Raw genomic sequence first — 16627 nt, forward strand, 5'->3', positions numbered from 1 at the left:
TCTATCAGCCGTATTCATTCATTTTAGCACAAATTACCGTTCCACTTATATATCGGTGTGAAACGGTAATCTGGCCAACATCAACTATATTATTGCTTGTTTTCTTTGTAGGCTTTGTACGTATCATTTGCCAGCTTCAGATAATTAGATAACCCTTGACTCTCAAGCTCTTTGGCAAATGTATCGAATTCAGACAAGTCCCGCTCACCCAAGATAAATTTAAGTGTATTCTGATCAGAGTAGTCTTTCAGTGGTGTACTCAGAAGTGTCACCCGTTCACGGTCCTCTGAAGAGTAAGGAATCGGTGGTTCTGCCGGAATCACTTCCTTGGTATCCTTCATGTCTTGCTGGAATTTCAACTCTTCTTCACTAAACATGGATTGCAACAAATCTGTGGTACCCCCGTAGGCAAATACACCACCAGAGAAGCCATAGTCAATACGCAAGTCTTTCGTGCCTTTTGGATTCAAACCATTGTAGTTCACATCTTCTACCAATTTGCGTTTTCCGCCCTCTTTGGTGAATGTTTCACCTTCAACGCCCCATTTGGCAAACTCTTGACCCTCGTCACTGTAGTATAACCAATCCACAAATTGCATAATGGCTTTGAAGTTTTCGCTTTTTTGAATTTTCCCGGAGATCATGACACCATTTTCAAGTCTGGAGCCGGACATTAATTGCCCTTTTGGCCCACCAGGTACTGTAATCTTTGCAACTGAGTATTTACCTTCTCCCAGCGTTTTGTTCATATCATTTCGGTGCAGCACCACCGTTTGGGAATTACCATTAATCATGAATGATTTGCCGGATACAAATTTCTGTACAGCCTGATCATCATCCTGTGTAAAACTCTCCTTATCGAGTAATCCTTCGGATACCAACTTGTTAAAGTACGTTAGCATCTCTTTGTATTCTGGTGTTGTAGCCGTGTACACAAATTCATCCTGATCTTCCTTATACGTCAATCCGTTACCAAAACCCCACCCAGCCTTGGTACCAAAGCCAGTAGCAGCGATGTTCAACGTACTATTGAATTGGAATCGGTCCGAAAACGGAATAGAATCCGGGTAGATCTCTTTCAGCTTTTTGGCTGCATCATACAATTCGTCCCAAGTGGTTGGGATGGCGATGTTATTTTCTTCAAAGACATCCGTTCTTACGAGTAATGTGTAATCTGGCCATACTTCTTCATGCAGACCCGGGAGTACATAGTACTTTCCATCTTCCTGTCGCAGCCCTTCAAGTTCATCTTCCAGACCCCATTTTTCCACTTTGTCCTTGAAGTTTGGCATCAAATCAATATAATCGCTAATCGGCAAAATCGCACCGGAGGACACAAATGCAGACTCTTCACCAGGGTATGTTTTCGGAATAACCAGTGGTGCATCACCGGAGCTAATCAACAGAGATCTCTTCTGAGAGTAATCACTCATCGGTACAATCGTTGGCTCAAGCGTAACACCCGTCAGTTCGGTAATTTTATTAAAAAGTAACCAGTCTTTTTTATATGGATAACTAGGTTGATCACTATAGAGTATGGAGAGATTAAATGGCTCGGTCGCCTTGAATGTATCCCCTACATTGTACGTCTCCATCGCTGCCTTGGTTTGAACTTCTGTGACTTCACCTCCAGCTCCGGTACCGCTGCTACATGCTGCCAGAACGACGGTCATCATTGTTGCCAACACCATTTTACCGACAAACTTACGTGGCTTTTGATTCATTTAGGTTATCCCCCTGAATTTGGTTTAGGTATTCTAGCTTCTACGTATTACTGTTTAACAGACCCTAACATGATACCGGTTACAAAGTATCTTTGGACAAATGGATAGATGGTGAGTATCGGCAAGATGGTTAATACCATCGTTACAGACTTAATATTGGCAGCAATCTGTGTCAGGTTATCAGCTGAGGTTGCACCGGCAGACGCCCCGCTAGTCGCTCCTGCAATCATATTGCGCAAATAAATGGTGACCGGGAACAATTCTTTTTTGTCCAAATACAGAAAGGCTGGGAACCAGGAATTCCAATGACCTACTGCGTAGAACAGCACCATGGTTGCCATAACTGCTTTACTAAGCGGCAATATAATACGTAACAAGATCCCGTAGGTGTTCAAACCGTCAATGGAGGCAGCTTCCTCCAGTTCTTCAGGCATATTTTCAAAAAATGACTTCATGATCAGCATGTTGTATATGCTAATTGCGCCAGGAACAACAAGTGCCCACATGGTGTTGTTGAACCCAAGGGAATTAATCAACACATAGTTTGGAATCAATCCACCACTAAAGAACATCGTGAATACGGCGAACATCGTCAGAAACTTGCGACCCATCAACCTCTTTTTGGACAGGGCATATGCGAAAATAGTCGTCATAAACATGGAGATTAACGTACCTACTACGGTGTAGATAATCGTGTTTTTATAATTCGTCCAGAACATGCTGTCACGTGAGATGGTCTTGTATGTCTCCACATTGAATCCTCTTGGGAACAAACTAACCTTACCGGAATTAATATAGGACTCACTACTGAAGGATTGTGCCACGACATTTAAGAATGGATAGAGTGTTATAAATACCACGAACAGCAGAAAGATGACATTGAATACTTTAAATACCTTGTAAGATCTGGATTCCTGCATGATGCTCCTCCTTTACCATAAGCTTCTTTGAGTCAGTCTGCGTGAGATGGCATTTACGGAGAACACCAGAATCAGACCGATCAGCGATTCGAACAAGCCAATTGCGGTAGCATAACTGAAGTTACTGGATTCCAGTCCAACCCGATACAGGTAAGTGGAGATCACATCAGATGTCTCGTAGATCAGCGGATTGTACAAGAGTAAGATTTTTTCAAATCCAACAGCCAGGAAATTACCCATGTTCAAAATCAATAAAGTCACAATCGTTGGCAAGATCCCTGGTAACGTTACATGAATCGTTTGCTTCCACCGATTGGCACCATCGATACGCGCAGCTTCATACAAAGAATCATCAATGGTTGTTAGGGCAGCCAGATAAAGAATTGCTCCCCAACCCATACCCTGCCATACCTCAGAAGTGATATAGATTGTTCTGAACCACTCAGCCCGCTGCATAAAAGGAATATTGTCTCCGGTGAAGAAAGCCACCAGTCCATTAATGGAACCATTCACTGCTGTCAGCTGCAGGATCATACCCGCAACGATAACGATCGACAGAAAATGAGGCAGATAAGACGCGGTCTGTACAAATTTTTTGAATCGTTTACTCTTCACTTCGTTAAGCATCAAGGCAAAAATGATTGGAACCGGGAATGTAAAGAGTAACGCAAGTCCGCCCAACATCAGCGTATTACCAAATACTCTCCAGAAGGTAGGGTCCTCAATGAACATTTTGAAGTACCTTAATCCAACCCACGTTTCTCCAAATATACTTCCCCCAGGAACAAAACGTCTGAACGCAATCACATTACCAATCATCGGCCCATATTTGAAAATAAGGAGATAAATGATGGGAAGGATTAACAGTGAATACAACTGCCAGTCTTTGCGGAACAAAGTTGCTGCCGTTCGTAATCTGCTCTCTTTACGTAAAGATGTCATGGTTAACGTTGTTTTAGCGGTTTCCGACTCCATTTGTTTTCACTCCGATCCAGGACTTGATAAGTAAGAGTAATTCATGTACAACTCCCATCGTTTCTCCTCTTGTAGAAGACAACAACTCCTTCAAATTCACCCCCACTACGAAATAGATAATTTCTAAATGTAAGCGATATCAATTTAATGTATTATGTAGAATCACACAATCCAAGGTGCTTCACATCATTAATTAGCACTTACTAAGTGGTGTGATCTCCAAATCCAAAGAAGCTTTCTCAAAATATTAAGCGCTTACAATCAATCGAAAATAATAAGCAATAACTCCCTGCTTCCATTTAATGAAGTAAGTCAAAAAGAAATTGCTTTAGGACAATCTAAATACTAGTCATACTAGTATGTTAGTTATATTCTAATCCAGCTTCCCCCTAATTTCAATAACTTTTAGTGAAAAAAATAGAGATCTCATTTAACAAGGTAATTTAGTCAACATGTTCAAATAAAAAAACATTGGTAACTTCAAGAACGACATCATCGTTCATTGAAGTTACCAATGTTTCAGGGTGCTGAGGAAAGATGTTATAGCTGATCTGCTTAGAAATTAGCAATAAGCTGATTTAATTCCGATAAATGCGTTATTTCATGGTCTGGCGCATACGTTTCATTGTTGGTCTTATGCTCACGGTTAATCCATACGGATTGGATGCCAGATGATAAAGCACCACGAATATCAGTCGTTAACTTGTCCCCAACCATCATGCTCTCTTCGGGTTTAACACCCAGTTTACTCAAAGCATGTTCAAATATTGACGGATCTGGTTTTCCTTTTCCGAAGTTACCCGAGATAATAATCTCATCAAAGAAAGGAGTCAATTCAGGTACACCATCCAACTTCTCTTGTTGCAAAGCAGGACAACCGTTCGTTAACAACAACAATTTGTACTTTCCTTGTAATTGACGCAAGGTATCCATCGTTTCTTCGTATACATGAGGTCTGGATCTCCGTTCTACTCCAAACTGCGCGGCCAGTTGTTCAGCAAGATCTTCCCGATCTATACCCAATTTCAACAAGCCACGACGCCAGGATTCTTTACGGTAAACTGGAGCAAGCTGTTCCAACTGACGGAACTCAGGTTGATCCCCACCAGTAAAGTTAGCCCATAGGCCTTCAAACGGATTGATTCCAATCATTTTGGTAAAAGGAAAGGTTTCATATGATTCATACAGTCCACGTGCCTCATTACGAACAGCTTCTTCAAGTTCTTCCGGCTTGACCCCAGTCTCTTGCGCTGCGATTAGACAAGTCTCATAAAAAGCTTCTCGAACACTACGCTCATCCCACAATAAAGTATCATCCAGGTCGAACAAAATCGCTTTTAACGCCATTCCGATCATCTACCCCTTTATGCAATAATTACTTTTCGACGGTTTCCACGGTGATCTGGTGTGCTTTTGCAAACTTCAGCAAACGTTCTGCAATCGCATCTGTATCGTAACGGTTCAATAACTTGGTAAACACCCATCTTTTCCCGCGACTGTTATGTTCGATAACAACTGTACCTGGTTCAATTCTGAATTTAACGATATCGTCAACCCCAATTGAACGTTCACGATTACCCTTCGTCGTTATAATCCGATTACTGCTAATCTTGATGTATGGACGGCGAAGCATGAAGATGACTGCCAAAAATACGTAAAGCAGCATCGTCACCCAGTCCCAGGTTGTCATCGGAGCTTGCACAAGGAACGTGCTCATAAACAGATACAAAAAGGCGAGACCAATCAAAAATATAGGGAACAAAAGGCTGCGTCCCTTAAAGACTTCTTCGCCTGGTGTACCTGTGATTGGTTGACCACTTTTTTTGCGCTGCTGATTTAACTGCTTGGAATTTTTCTTAACCGTTCTCTCGAACGAACGCGACATGAGAATCCCCCTTATGTGTCTTTGTATCGGCTTACATAACTGTAAACCAACATTTCCCCCTATAAATTGCACACTCAAAATAACAGGAAGAAACCTAAATATCATAATGATATCATTAGGTTTCGTTAGTGTTTGAGTTTGCCTTGGTGGCCTTTGTCATTCTCATCATCAACAATCTCAATGGTATCCAGTTGTTGTCTGAAATTGCTGCGAATATTACTCAAATAAATCTCTCTTAGCTCGGCACGTTCGGCAAGTTCTTCCTCCGACAATCCAGTGGACTTTTGCTTACGAGCCAATTCGTTAATGCGTGCTACCAGACTATCTATATCCAAGCTTGTCCCCTCCAAAAATACAAAGTCATATTAACTTTGCCATTATAAAGGCAGCTTGTCAAGCTGACACGCGTTAACACTCATTGATGTGCATTTTATTCTGCAAATTGCGGTAGAGCTAGTACTTGTCCCACTTGGATGGAAGTCGTATGAAGTTGATTCACTTTCTTAATTGCTTCTATATAAATACGTGTATCCATATTCGTCGGTTTATGTTCCAAAGAAATACTCCATAATGTTTCCCCTTGTGAAACAGCTATCTTTCCTCCAGGCAGAACATCATTCTCATTGCCGGCAAATACAGTTAAAACAGTGCTGCATCCAATAAATATAATCATAGAGGTAATGGCTACCTTTAACATCCATGAAGAAATCTTGAAACGCGCTAAAACCTTCTTGTAGTTCCCTATGTTAGACTTCACCAGTTCCGAATTCATTGGTTCATAAATGCTTTGATAAGTAGAATATCTCATTAAATACCCGCCTCCAAACGTTTGTTCCTATCTGTTGAAATCAATATAACACGAACACTTGTTTTGTTCAATATATTTTTAGAACAATTGTTCGCTTCTTTTTAGAAGGAGCAATATCTTATTTCAAGTACTTTTGCAAAACATTTGCAGTATTATGCTCTGACTTTTGGCCAATTTCTGTTCTATAAGTTAAAAAACACTGATTTAAAGCTATTTTATTTAGAACTTATGTTTGTACGAACGGAGGTTCTATGTTATAATTTTCCCAAACGTTACTAAAATGGGGTTGATACGGTATGTCGAAGATATCCAGCAGGCAGCAGGCTATTCTGGAGTTTATACGAAATGAAGTCCGGTTGAAGGGGTATCCTCCTTCCGTACGGGAAATTGGTGAAGCGGTTGGACTTGCTTCCAGCTCAACAGTACATGGACATTTGGATCGTTTGGAGAAAAAAGGTTTGATCCGACGCGACCCTACCAAGCCAAGAGCCATTGAGCTTTTGAGCCAGGAAGAATCTGAGCATTCTCATCAATTTGCTCATAGCGTTGCACGTATTCCTGTTGTTGGTAAGGTTACAGCCGGGGTTCCAATCACTGCAACCGAGAACATTGAAGACTACTTCCCTCTTCCTACACACTATGTAGGCGAACAGAAAGTGTTTATGCTTTCAGTAGTGGGAGATAGTATGGTGGAAGCTGGAATCGTTAATGGAGATTACGTTATTGTCCGTCAACAGCAAACTGCTGATAACGGTGATATCGTCGTTGCAATGACTGAAGACGATGAAGCTACAGTGAAAACGTTCTATAAAGAGAAAGATCATATTCGCCTTCAACCGGAGAATGCGACCTTCGAACCTTTACGTTTGAAACATGTTAGTATTCTGGGTAAAGTCATTGGCCTTTTCCGAGATATTCATTAATATTTAACTTGAGTAACAAAATTAGATGTAATGAAATACGAAAGAGGTTGCCCTGATCAACAGGACAACCTCTTTTTTTCATGTTTATGTTATTTTTGCGGCTAATTATTCACTGCGTTTCAGAACACTCTTGTGATGCGAGAACACATCAAAGCTCTGTTGTCCGTGATATGAGCCCATACCGCTCTCTCCTACACCACCAAACGGTAGATAATGTGAAGTCATATGAGAAAGTGTGTCATTAATACATCCCCCACCGAAGGATACTTGATTCAGAACCTGATCCTGCAGTTGCTCATCCTGTGTGAAAAGATATAGCGCCAATGGTTTTGGCCGGCGAACAATCTCATCCAGCATAGGATCAAGGTCACTGTACGTAAATACAGGAAGAATCGGACCGAAGATCTCTTCTTGCATGACAGCTGATTCCCAGTTCACATCGCCAAGTACAGTCGGCTCAATGAACAACTGCTCACGTACAGAACGTCCACCAATCAGCGTTTTGCCATCTGTGAGGAATTTCGACAACCGATCAAAGTTACGCGCGTTGACAATGTGCGGGAAATCAGCATTCTGTAACACATCATCCCCAAATTTATCTTTGATCTCAGCGCCAATCAGATTGATCAATTCATCATGAACTTGTTCATGTACAAGCAAGTAATCCGGAGCAACGCATGTTTGGCCTGCATTCAGGAACTTACCACGAACAATACGCTGGGCCACCAGCTTCAGATCTGCATCGCTATGGACAATAGCAGGACTCTTACCACCCAACTCAAGAGTTACAGGAGTCAAATGCTCCGCAGCTGCCTTCATAACAATGCGACCAACACCTGTGCTGCCTGTGAAGAAAATATAATCAAACTTCTCTTTCAACAATGCTGTGCTTGCCTCAACTTCACCTTCCATAACGGCAATATACTCCTCAGGGAAGATCTCCTTAATCAGATCATACGTCAGACGAGATACGGCTGGTGTTAATTCAGAAGGCTTGATAACTGCACAGTTACCGGCTGCAATTGCTCCAATCAGTGGACCAAAGGCCAGTTGGAAAGGATAGTTCCAAGGTACAATAATAAGAGCCACTCCGTATGGTTCAGGGTAAATGGTGCTCACCCCATCCGGCATAGCCGAATTGGTTGGAACTTGTTTTGGTGCAGCCCATTCCTGCAGGTGTTCTAATGCAAAATCCAGTTCACCCAAAACAATGCGAATCTCGGAACCGTAAGCTTCCGCCTCAGATTTGTTCAGATCCGCCCGAAGTGCATCTTGAATCCGTTGCTGATACTTTTCAATTCCTTTTCTAAGCTGTTGAAGAGCATTAATCCGATACTCAATATTTTTAGTTTGCCCTGTATAAAAAAATGTACGTTGTTCTGTCACAAGTTGTTTTGCCTGATCCATATTAACATCTCCAATTAATTATTTAAAATTAAATTGCTCAAAATTTAATTAAAGTATACCTCTTCTATATGAAACTTTCAACATACTAATGAAACATTCATTTGTATGTATTTGAACGATGGTTGGAATTTTGAAAGAGTGAATGCTAGTGTTCCTTTCTATTTCGTGGCTATCAAGTTGCCTTATGAGGTTGCTATGTAAGTCTTTCATTCTATAGACAGTATCAGCTTACTACGATAGTAGGGGAATTCTGGCTTCCAACTAAACATTCTCATGGAATACATCTATTATCGTAGCAGGTTATTCTAATTTCTGAGTAAAAGGATGAATGGCTAAGGAGAAATGACTAAATGTTCATTCGTTGCTCGATAAGAACAACTGAGATGTCTAAAGACAAGGTGCCGCAAGAAGTTAGAAGTTCGCGACCATCTAGGACAGACTGACTGAAACAATCACCTTGGTTAAGCTTTCTGAGAGGCTATCCACATCTAGTTGTGACTCCACATCGTATTAGCTTTTCCATATCCACTCATTTACATAGAATAATATACCTAGGTCTGATAGACTATATGCAGAATACATATATTGGAGGAATCATCTTGAAAAAAGCATCACTTTTATTGTCAGCTTTAATGCTGACTATAGCAATAACAGCATGTGGAAGTGAGACAGAAAAAACAGACAATACAGCGCCAGTGAAATCAACTGAAACAGATTTAGTAGAAACGCCTGTATTAGAAGACACTGAGCAGGCAAAAGAAGAAACTAAGCAAGAGGAAGTAGCAGAAACAGTTGAAGCAATCGAATATGAACTTGATGGCCTAAAAATATCGGAAGTGTCCGTCAAAGATGATAGTGGGATGTGGTCTTTAATAGCCTCTATTGAAAACACTGATAAAGAATTCGAAGTTGCTTTGCTCAAGGCGACCATTAACGACAAAGACGGAAAACAAATCGGTACAGCAGACGGTACGGCTGACTTCTTGGGAAAAGGTGAAAGCAAAACGGTTGAGTTTTACTCAATGGATGATCTTACGGGTTACGATTCTTTCAAATTTCAGATTGACAGTAAAATGTAATGAAGATCGGATTGTGAAGCCCAGCCTGAAAGAGCATTTTCCAGCTCAAACCTATATAAATAAGTCATCGTTCATCAAACTGGGATATGGATAACTATGAAATCCGAAATGGGCATTTAATAACTAAGTCTACCATCAGACGATATTCGACATTGTTAAGAAAAGTCTGAATAAATAAAATAAGGCCCTGTCAGCTAAGTGCTGATAAGGCCTTATTTTATTTCTATACGCCTGGAAATATATCGCTTATAAAAATTATCTACATTTAGCGATAAAAGTAGCAATCTTAGCTTTTCAATTACAGAGTAAATCACTCTGAAAAATCTCTTTAATTGACCTTGTTAATAACTATTTTTACCCACTTATTTCGCACAAATAGAAAATTTTGTGGGGATTTTGTGGGCCTTTGGTTTTTCATTAAGTATGTGGAGAGTTACCCACAAAAAGAAAACCTCCTCAGCGCTAGAGCACCCTGGGATTGAGCTATTAGTACAACGTGATATATTGACGCGTTTCCAATGGTAGACTGGGGTGCGGTTTATGTACGATCACTTCATATTATTGTTTCTTTCAATATTTATGCGCTATTTACGCAATCGAATAGGAACTAAAGTTAGTAGTCGATCATACCTTTTTTCGACTTGGGTGATGCCCCACGAACTTTAAATGAACCGTCAGGACAGCTCCAATGGATTATAAATCAAATGTCAGAAACACCCTTATATAATAGTACAACAGCGGTCAGGAGATACCGATTGACACACACAAAAGCATCGACCCAAAAGATTAGCGAGTTTTCTTATTCACTAAAAACCAAAATAGAAACTAAACAACTTAAATTTTTAATTATTGTTTATATTTTCCATATGAGGTATGATAAATTTACCGATCGGGATAAAATAACTAAAGGGAGAATAGATTAAATGAAAAAGAAATTACTTGCTGGATTATTAGCTGTATCTGCATGTTTTTCAATTGGATCCACGTCCTTCGCTGATGCCAATATTTCAACACCTAATTCTTCACCATCGGAAATGTCCCAGGTGATAGCACCTCATGCTTTTTTTGAGCGCGATATTTACCTAAAAGTAGGCCAACCTGGACAATGGTATAGCGGCTACACTTATGATGTGATCTATAGCGATGGCGCTTGTGATATTGGCCCTGACTTTTTAGTTACTCCTATTCAACCTGGACTTACAGTTGTAAGTGCAAACCACGGTACTTATACGATACTTTTCAAATTCCATGTTAGCTATTAGTATCAATGAACAATGACAAAATTTAGTGCACGAATGCCAGGTGCACTAAAATAACAGGCGCTGTCAGGAGTCCCTCCGACAGCGCCTGTTTTAAATCGAACTGGGCCTGCGGTTTAACAATGGCCTTCAGCTCCTCCAACTGTTTCATCCCTTCTATCGTCATAGGCTTCTCCCCTTTCACGGATTTAGTCTTCAGTCCCAGGTATGCCACAACACCATGAACATGACCGTCCATAATCGCATCATCACCGAAGCCTGCTTGAGATGATCCAAAAAGGAAGTCCACTTTATTGATTCCGATGATATACCATTGTTTATGCAAAATTCTCGTCAATATGGTTATGTATACTGGATATTTTCCCAGTGTTAATTGAAACTGGAATGCGAAAAGGCGAAGCAGCTGCTCTAAAATGGATCGATATTGATTTGGATAATCATTTTATTACAATTGATGAAAATCTAGATTTTACAGCGAAAAACAAAGAAGAATTATACAATGACACCAAGACAGAAAAACCAGGAAGAAAAATTAAAATTACTATGAACCTAGTAAATCACATTAAATTTCACAGAGAGTGGCAGGAACATAACAAAGGGATACTTGGGGATAGATACCACCATGACCTTGATCTGGTTCTATGTAGGGAAGATGGAAACTTCATGCCTAAATCATCATTGTTCAATGCCTTCTCCCGCATCTTACAACGTTGTTATCTCCCATCCCTCCCCATTCACTCTCTCCGACATACCTGCGCGGTTCTTTTACTTGAGTCCGGGGCAGATATAAAATTCGTTCAAGAACAATTAGGTCACGGAAGTATTCAAATCACATCAGATGTATATGCCCACATCTCAGACAAGATCCAGAAAAGCAATATAGATAGATTTGAGAAATTCACTGAAGAAATTTTCGAATAAAAAAATATTTTGTGGGCATTTTGTGGGCACTTTGATTTTTCTTTAAATATATAGGTACTTGACCACAAAAAGAAAAACCCCTCAGCGCTAGAGCGCCAAGGGATTGAGCTATTAGTACAACGTAATATATTGATCGCGTTCCCATTGGTGGACTTGTGTGCGGTACATATCCCACTCAATTTCTTTCAGCTCATAGAAGTGAGCCAAGGCGTGGTCGCCGAGAGCGTCACAGATGACTTCGCTGCGGATCAATTCATTCAATGCTTCTTTCAGGTCAGCTGGCAAGCTTGGAATGCCTTCTTCCACACGCTCTTCTTCTGACATGATGTAGATGTTACGGTCAATTGGAGCTGGTAAGGAAAGCTCACGTTTGATTCCGTCCAGACCTGCTTTCAACAGAACAGACAGAGCCAGGTAAGGGTTAGCAGCCGGATCCGGGTTACGAACCTCAACACGTGTACTCAGACCACGGGAAGCTGGAATACGAATCATTGGGCTACGGTTACTAGCAGACCATGCTACATAACAAGGTGCTTCATAACCTGGTACAAGACGTTTGTATGAGTTCACAGTTGGGTTAGTAATTGCTGCAAACGCACGTGCGTGCTTCAGAGTTCCAGCCATGAAGTGACGAGCAGTTTTGCTCAGACCCAACTCGTCCGACTCATCAACAAATGCGTTCTCATTGCCTTTAAACAAGGATTGGTTACAGTGCATACCGGATCCGTTCATACCAAACAGCGGTTTCGGCATGAATGTCGCATGTAAACCATGCTGACGTGCAATCGTTTTAACAACGAGTTTGAACGTTTGGATCTGGTCAGCCGCTTTCAGAGCATCAGCATATTTGAAGTCGATCTCATGCTGACCTGGAGCTACCTCATGGTGGGAAGCTTCGATCTCAAAGCCCATTTCTTCAAGTGTGATAACGATGTCACGACGACAGTTTTCACCAAGATCCGTAGGCGCAAGGTCGAAATAACCACCTTGGTCATTCAGTTCGTTAGTTGGGTTTCCTTTTTCGTCTGTTTTGAACAAGAAGAACTCGGGTTCAGGACCAACGTTAAAGGAAGTGAATCCCATATCTTGGGCTTCCTTCAGGTTTCGTTTCAAGATGCCACGTGGATCTCCTGGGAACGGATTACCATCCGGAAGATATACGTCGCAAATCAGACGTGCAACACGGTTCTCTGCAACCCATGGGAAAATAAGCCAAGAATCTAGATCTGGATAGAGGTACATGTCAGACTCTTCAATACGTACATAACCTTCAATGGAAGATCCATCAAACATCATTTTGTTATCCAGAGCTTTAGTCAACTGACTCACAGGAATCTCAACGTTTTTGATAGCTCCAAGCAAATCAGTAAATTGCAATCGAATGAATCGTACGTTTTCTTCTTTCGAAATGCGGAGAATGTCTTCTTTTGTATAACTCACTATAACCTCTCCCTTTCTTATCTGCGTATTTGGCTTGCCTGTTATATTTGTACATTAGAAAGTTCCACGGGTCAAGGAGTCTCACACCAAAAGTGCATGTTTTCCCCTCACTCGCCAAGTTATGCGAATTTAGTTTTTATTAAAGAATCGGGAAAGCTCTCCCTGAATGAGAGATACTTGTCCTGGTCTCTTACCTGATACAAGCTGTTGCTTCAGCAAGCGGTGCAACTGCGTATCGGACAGCTCTCTGCGTTTAACTTCAGTATCCGGCGTGATAACTGTAGCTTCCTCGGATTCTTTTGAAACAGGATTCATCACTTGTTTGATCCCCGCGATGTTAACTCCTTTTTCAATCAAAGCCTTGATCTCTAGCAATCTCTCTACGTCATTAAAAGAGAATAACCGTTGATTACCTGACGTTCTCGCAGGAACGATCAAGCTGTGCTGCTCATAGTAACGAATCTGACGTGCAGACAGATCCGTAAGTTTCATTACAATACCAATCGGGAATAAGGCCATATTTCTGCGGATTTCATCACCCATGTTCATCAACCTTCCAGTCATCTATTCTTCACCCTATTGTACATTTAGTTATTACCAAGTGTCAATGACGTGTTAGATAAACTCACAATAATTTACGATCTTTCATAGTCTGTAACGCCATCAAAACGCCATATTTGACATGAGAGTACGTTAATCCGCCTTGCATATACCCGATATACGGCTCCCGAATAGGCGCATCGGCTGATAATTCCAGACTTCCACCCTGAATGAACGTACCTGCCGCCATAATGACAGGGTGCTCATAACCAGGCATATCCCAGGGTTCAGGAACCACATGACTATCCACAGCTGCTGCACGCTGAATCCCCTGCACGAAGGCGATCAGATGCTCAGCAGAGCTAAACTTAACAGCCTGGATCAGATCTGTGCGAGCTTCATTCCAGGCGGGTTTGGTTACAAATCCGGATTCAGCAAACATCGCAGCAGCAAACGTACTTCCTTTGATAGCTTGTCCTACAATTGTCGGTGCCATGTAAAGTCCTTGGTAGATGCCACGTGTTGTGCCCAGCATTGCTCCAACCTCTCCCCCAATTCCAGGGGCTGTCAGACGATAAGCTGCCAGCTGTACGTATTGTTCCTTCCCACATATGTATCCACCGGTTTCCGCAATACCTCCACCAGGATTCTTGATCAGTGACCCGGCCATCAGATCAACTCCGACTTCTGTCGGTTCATGTTCCTCTGTGAATTCACCGTAACAATTATCTACGAATACGATAACATCTTCCTTCAGTGCTTTAACACGCGTAACCATCTCAGCAATCTCAGCAACACAGAAGGAGGAGCGCCAGTCATAACCACGTGAACGTTGAATCCCAATGACTTTTGTAGCCGGTGTAATGTTTTTTTCAACTGCTGCCCAGTCCACTCCACCTTCATCAGTTAAGGCCGTCTCACGGTAACCGATACCAAAATCGCGTAATGAACCTGTGCCATCACCGGGTTTGCCAATAACTTTATGCAATGTGTCATAAGGCTTACCCGTGATGTACAATAATTCGTCCCCTGGGCGCAGCACTCCAAAAAGAGCTGTACTAATCGTATGTGTACCTGAAGCAAAATGAGGACGTACCAACGCGGCTTCCGCGCCGAAAACATCAGCATATACTTCATCAAGCACTTCACGCCCACGATCGTTATAGGCATAACCTGTTGAACCTGCAAAGTGAAAATCACTTACTTTTCGCTGTTGGAAAGCATTAATCACCTTCCATTGATTGTGATCTGTAATCCGATCAATCTGTTGCAGTTTTCCTTCAATCTGACGCTCCACTTGATGTTGAAGTTCAGATATTTCTGAATCAAAGCTTACCATCTTACTTCATTCCCCTTCATAGCACGAATCTGACGTTAAATATCTATTATCGTGTCAACTTATCACATCAATATGTCATGAGTATTACAATTCGATGAAATCTTCAAGCATATGACCAAATTTCTCATATTCACCTTTTTGTAATTCCACTTCATAAATTACATCATTTTCTTCAAAGCTGGTATCTACTACATCACCAATTTTGTAGAGGACGGACGTAAGATCACCACGTTCTGCCGGAATCCGGAAGCGCTTCGTGTCACCTGTAAGCTCTGTCTGGATCAATTCACGGATTTTAAGCAAATCGTCTGCGTCTAATGCGCTTACTTTGATATGGTCTTTATCCAATGGAAGCATCTCAAGCTGCTCTGGTGTGCACGCATCTTTTTTGTTATACAGGACTAACTGCGGCTTGTCCCCTGAACCAAGTTCTTGCAAAATTGTATTAACCGTCCGCATCTGATCTTCACGCATAGCTGATGAGGCGTCTACAACATGCAGGATCAGGTCTGCTTCATTCACTTCCTCCAGCGTTGCACGGAACGCTGCAATCAGATCATGCGGTAGATTTTGAATAAATCCAACCGTGTCGGTAAGGACGATTTCTTTTCCACTTGGAAGTTCCATCGTACGTGATGTTGGATCCAGAGTAGCGAATAGCTGATCTTGAATATACACATCTGCAGCCGTCAACTGCTTGAGTAAGGTTGATTTGCCAGCATTGGTATAACCAACAAGGGCCACCTGAACAATACCTGTTTTTTTACGGCGTTCACGATGCAACTTGCGATGACGAGTCAATTCTTCCAGATGACGCTTCAGATCATCGATACGACCACGAATGTGACGGCGGTCTGTCTCCAGCTTGCTTTCACCTGGACCCCTTGTTCCGATTCCGCCACCAAGTCTGGACAGGTTCTTGCCATGACCCGACAAACGTGGCAGCAAGTAGCTATGTTGAGCCAATTCCACTTGAATGATACCTTCTCTAGTGTTGGCACGTTGTGCAAAGATGTCCAAAATTAATTGGGTACGGTCAATAATTTTGAGATCGAGGGTTTCTTCCAGATTCCGAACCTGTGCCCCTGACAATTCCTGATCAAAAATAGCTGTAGTTGCTCCGAGTTCCTCTGCAATCGCACGGAGCTCTTCCACCTTACCTTTACCAATGAACCATTTGGTATCACGTTTTTCCCTGTTCTGAGAAAGTACACTTAGCACTTCCACTCCAGCTGTCTCGGCAAGTTTCACCAGTTCCTCTAAAGAGTACTCAGGATTGATACCTGTACGTTTTACATCATCCGTAACAAGACTAACCAAGACGGCGCGATCTTTTTTGACCATATCTGTATCATGTGTGCCATTTGTCATGTATATGTTCACTCCTTCTAATTACTAATCCATTAG

At 41.7% G+C, this 16627-nt stretch carries 17 protein-coding genes; 4 read left to right on the forward strand and 13 right to left on the reverse strand.

The window, feature by feature from the left end:
• Positions 1–89: 89 nt before the first annotated feature.
• From MHB43_RS18970 to MHB43_RS19000, 7 genes are all read right to left on the reverse strand, one after another.
• Positions 90–1724: an extracellular solute-binding protein gene (locus tag MHB43_RS18970; RefSeq protein ID WP_339177157.1), complete on the reverse strand. Its 1635-nt coding sequence runs from the start codon at positions 1722–1724 to the stop codon at positions 90–92.
• Positions 1725–1771: 47 nt separating this feature from the next.
• Positions 1772–2644 carry a carbohydrate ABC transporter permease gene (locus tag MHB43_RS18975; protein ID WP_036613592.1) on the reverse strand — a complete coding sequence of 291 codons (873 nt, stop codon included), beginning with the start codon at positions 2642–2644 and terminating at the stop codon, positions 1772–1774.
• A 12-nt stretch (positions 2645–2656) separates the two neighbouring features.
• Positions 2657–3586 carry an ABC transporter permease subunit gene (locus tag MHB43_RS18980; protein ID WP_339177159.1) on the reverse strand — a complete coding sequence of 310 codons (930 nt, stop codon included), beginning with the start codon at positions 3584–3586 and terminating at the stop codon, positions 2657–2659.
• A gap of 588 nt (positions 3587–4174) precedes the next feature.
• Positions 4175–4966: an HAD family hydrolase gene (locus MHB43_RS18985; protein WP_405117717.1), complete on the reverse strand. Its 792-nt coding sequence runs from the start codon at positions 4964–4966 to the stop codon at positions 4175–4177.
• A 28-nt stretch (positions 4967–4994) separates the two neighbouring features.
• On the reverse strand, positions 4995–5504 hold the full coding sequence (locus MHB43_RS18990; protein ID WP_017688037.1) for a hypothetical protein: 510 nt from the start codon (positions 5502–5504) through the stop codon (positions 4995–4997).
• Positions 5505–5629: 125 nt separating this feature from the next.
• Positions 5630–5839 carry a DUF896 domain-containing protein gene (locus MHB43_RS18995; RefSeq protein WP_017688036.1) on the reverse strand — a complete coding sequence of 70 codons (210 nt, stop codon included), beginning with the start codon at positions 5837–5839 and terminating at the stop codon, positions 5630–5632.
• A 95-nt stretch (positions 5840–5934) separates the two neighbouring features.
• Complete coding sequence (locus MHB43_RS19000; protein ID WP_076210088.1) at positions 5935–6312, reverse strand: LysM peptidoglycan-binding domain-containing protein; 378 nt, start codon at positions 6310–6312, stop codon at positions 5935–5937.
• Between the two features lie 296 nt (positions 6313–6608).
• Between MHB43_RS19000 and lexA the strand changes: the two genes are divergently transcribed.
• Positions 6609–7235 (forward strand): transcriptional repressor LexA, encoded by a 627-nt coding sequence (gene lexA / locus MHB43_RS19005; RefSeq protein ID WP_017688034.1) that lies wholly within the window; start codon positions 6609–6611, stop codon positions 7233–7235.
• Positions 7236–7340: 105 nt separating this feature from the next.
• On the opposite strand, the gene MHB43_RS19010 is transcribed toward lexA, so the two are convergent.
• Entirely contained in the window at positions 7341–8642 is a 1302-nt protein-coding gene (locus MHB43_RS19010; protein ID WP_405117718.1) for an aldehyde dehydrogenase, read from the reverse strand.
• 599 nt (positions 8643–9241) lie between these two features.
• On the opposite strand from MHB43_RS19010, the gene MHB43_RS19015 reads away from it, so the two are divergent.
• Both MHB43_RS19015 and MHB43_RS19020 read left to right on the forward strand, forming a co-directional pair.
• Complete coding sequence (locus MHB43_RS19015) at positions 9242–9721, forward strand: hypothetical protein (protein ID WP_405117719.1); 480 nt, start codon at positions 9242–9244, stop codon at positions 9719–9721.
• Between the two features lie 923 nt (positions 9722–10644).
• Positions 10645–10983, forward strand: a complete 339-nt coding sequence (locus MHB43_RS19020) for a hypothetical protein (protein WP_047843403.1) — start codon at positions 10645–10647, stop codon at positions 10981–10983.
• 22 nt (positions 10984–11005) lie between these two features.
• Here the strand turns inward: MHB43_RS19020 and MHB43_RS19025 are convergent, their stop codons facing one another.
• Positions 11006–11305 carry a hypothetical protein gene (locus MHB43_RS19025; protein WP_339177169.1) on the reverse strand — a complete coding sequence of 100 codons (300 nt, stop codon included), beginning with the start codon at positions 11303–11305 and terminating at the stop codon, positions 11006–11008.
• A gap of 41 nt (positions 11306–11346) precedes the next feature.
• Between MHB43_RS19025 and MHB43_RS19030 the strand changes: the two genes are divergently transcribed.
• On the forward strand, positions 11347–11901 hold the full coding sequence (locus tag MHB43_RS19030) for a site-specific integrase (protein WP_405117720.1): 555 nt from the start codon (positions 11347–11349) through the stop codon (positions 11899–11901).
• A 111-nt stretch (positions 11902–12012) separates the two neighbouring features.
• On the opposite strand, the gene glnA is transcribed toward MHB43_RS19030, so the two are convergent.
• From glnA to hflX, 4 genes are all read right to left on the reverse strand, one after another.
• On the reverse strand, positions 12013–13341 hold the full coding sequence (glnA, locus tag MHB43_RS19035; protein WP_076210082.1) for a type I glutamate--ammonia ligase: 1329 nt from the start codon (positions 13339–13341) through the stop codon (positions 12013–12015).
• 129 nt (positions 13342–13470) lie between these two features.
• Complete coding sequence (locus MHB43_RS19040; RefSeq protein WP_017687924.1) at positions 13471–13884, reverse strand: MerR family transcriptional regulator; 414 nt, start codon at positions 13882–13884, stop codon at positions 13471–13473.
• 82 nt (positions 13885–13966) lie between these two features.
• Positions 13967–15220, reverse strand: a complete 1254-nt coding sequence (locus tag MHB43_RS19045; RefSeq protein ID WP_339177174.1) for a methionine gamma-lyase family protein — start codon at positions 15218–15220, stop codon at positions 13967–13969.
• Positions 15221–15304: 84 nt separating this feature from the next.
• Positions 15305–16591, reverse strand: a complete 1287-nt coding sequence (hflX, locus tag MHB43_RS19050; protein WP_076210080.1) for a GTPase HflX — start codon at positions 16589–16591, stop codon at positions 15305–15307.
• Positions 16592–16627 lie beyond the last annotated feature (36 nt).

It is taken from the genome of Paenibacillus sp. FSL H8-0317, from assembly GCF_045040685.1.
Taxonomy (GTDB): Bacteria; Bacillota; Bacilli; order Paenibacillales; family Paenibacillaceae; genus Paenibacillus.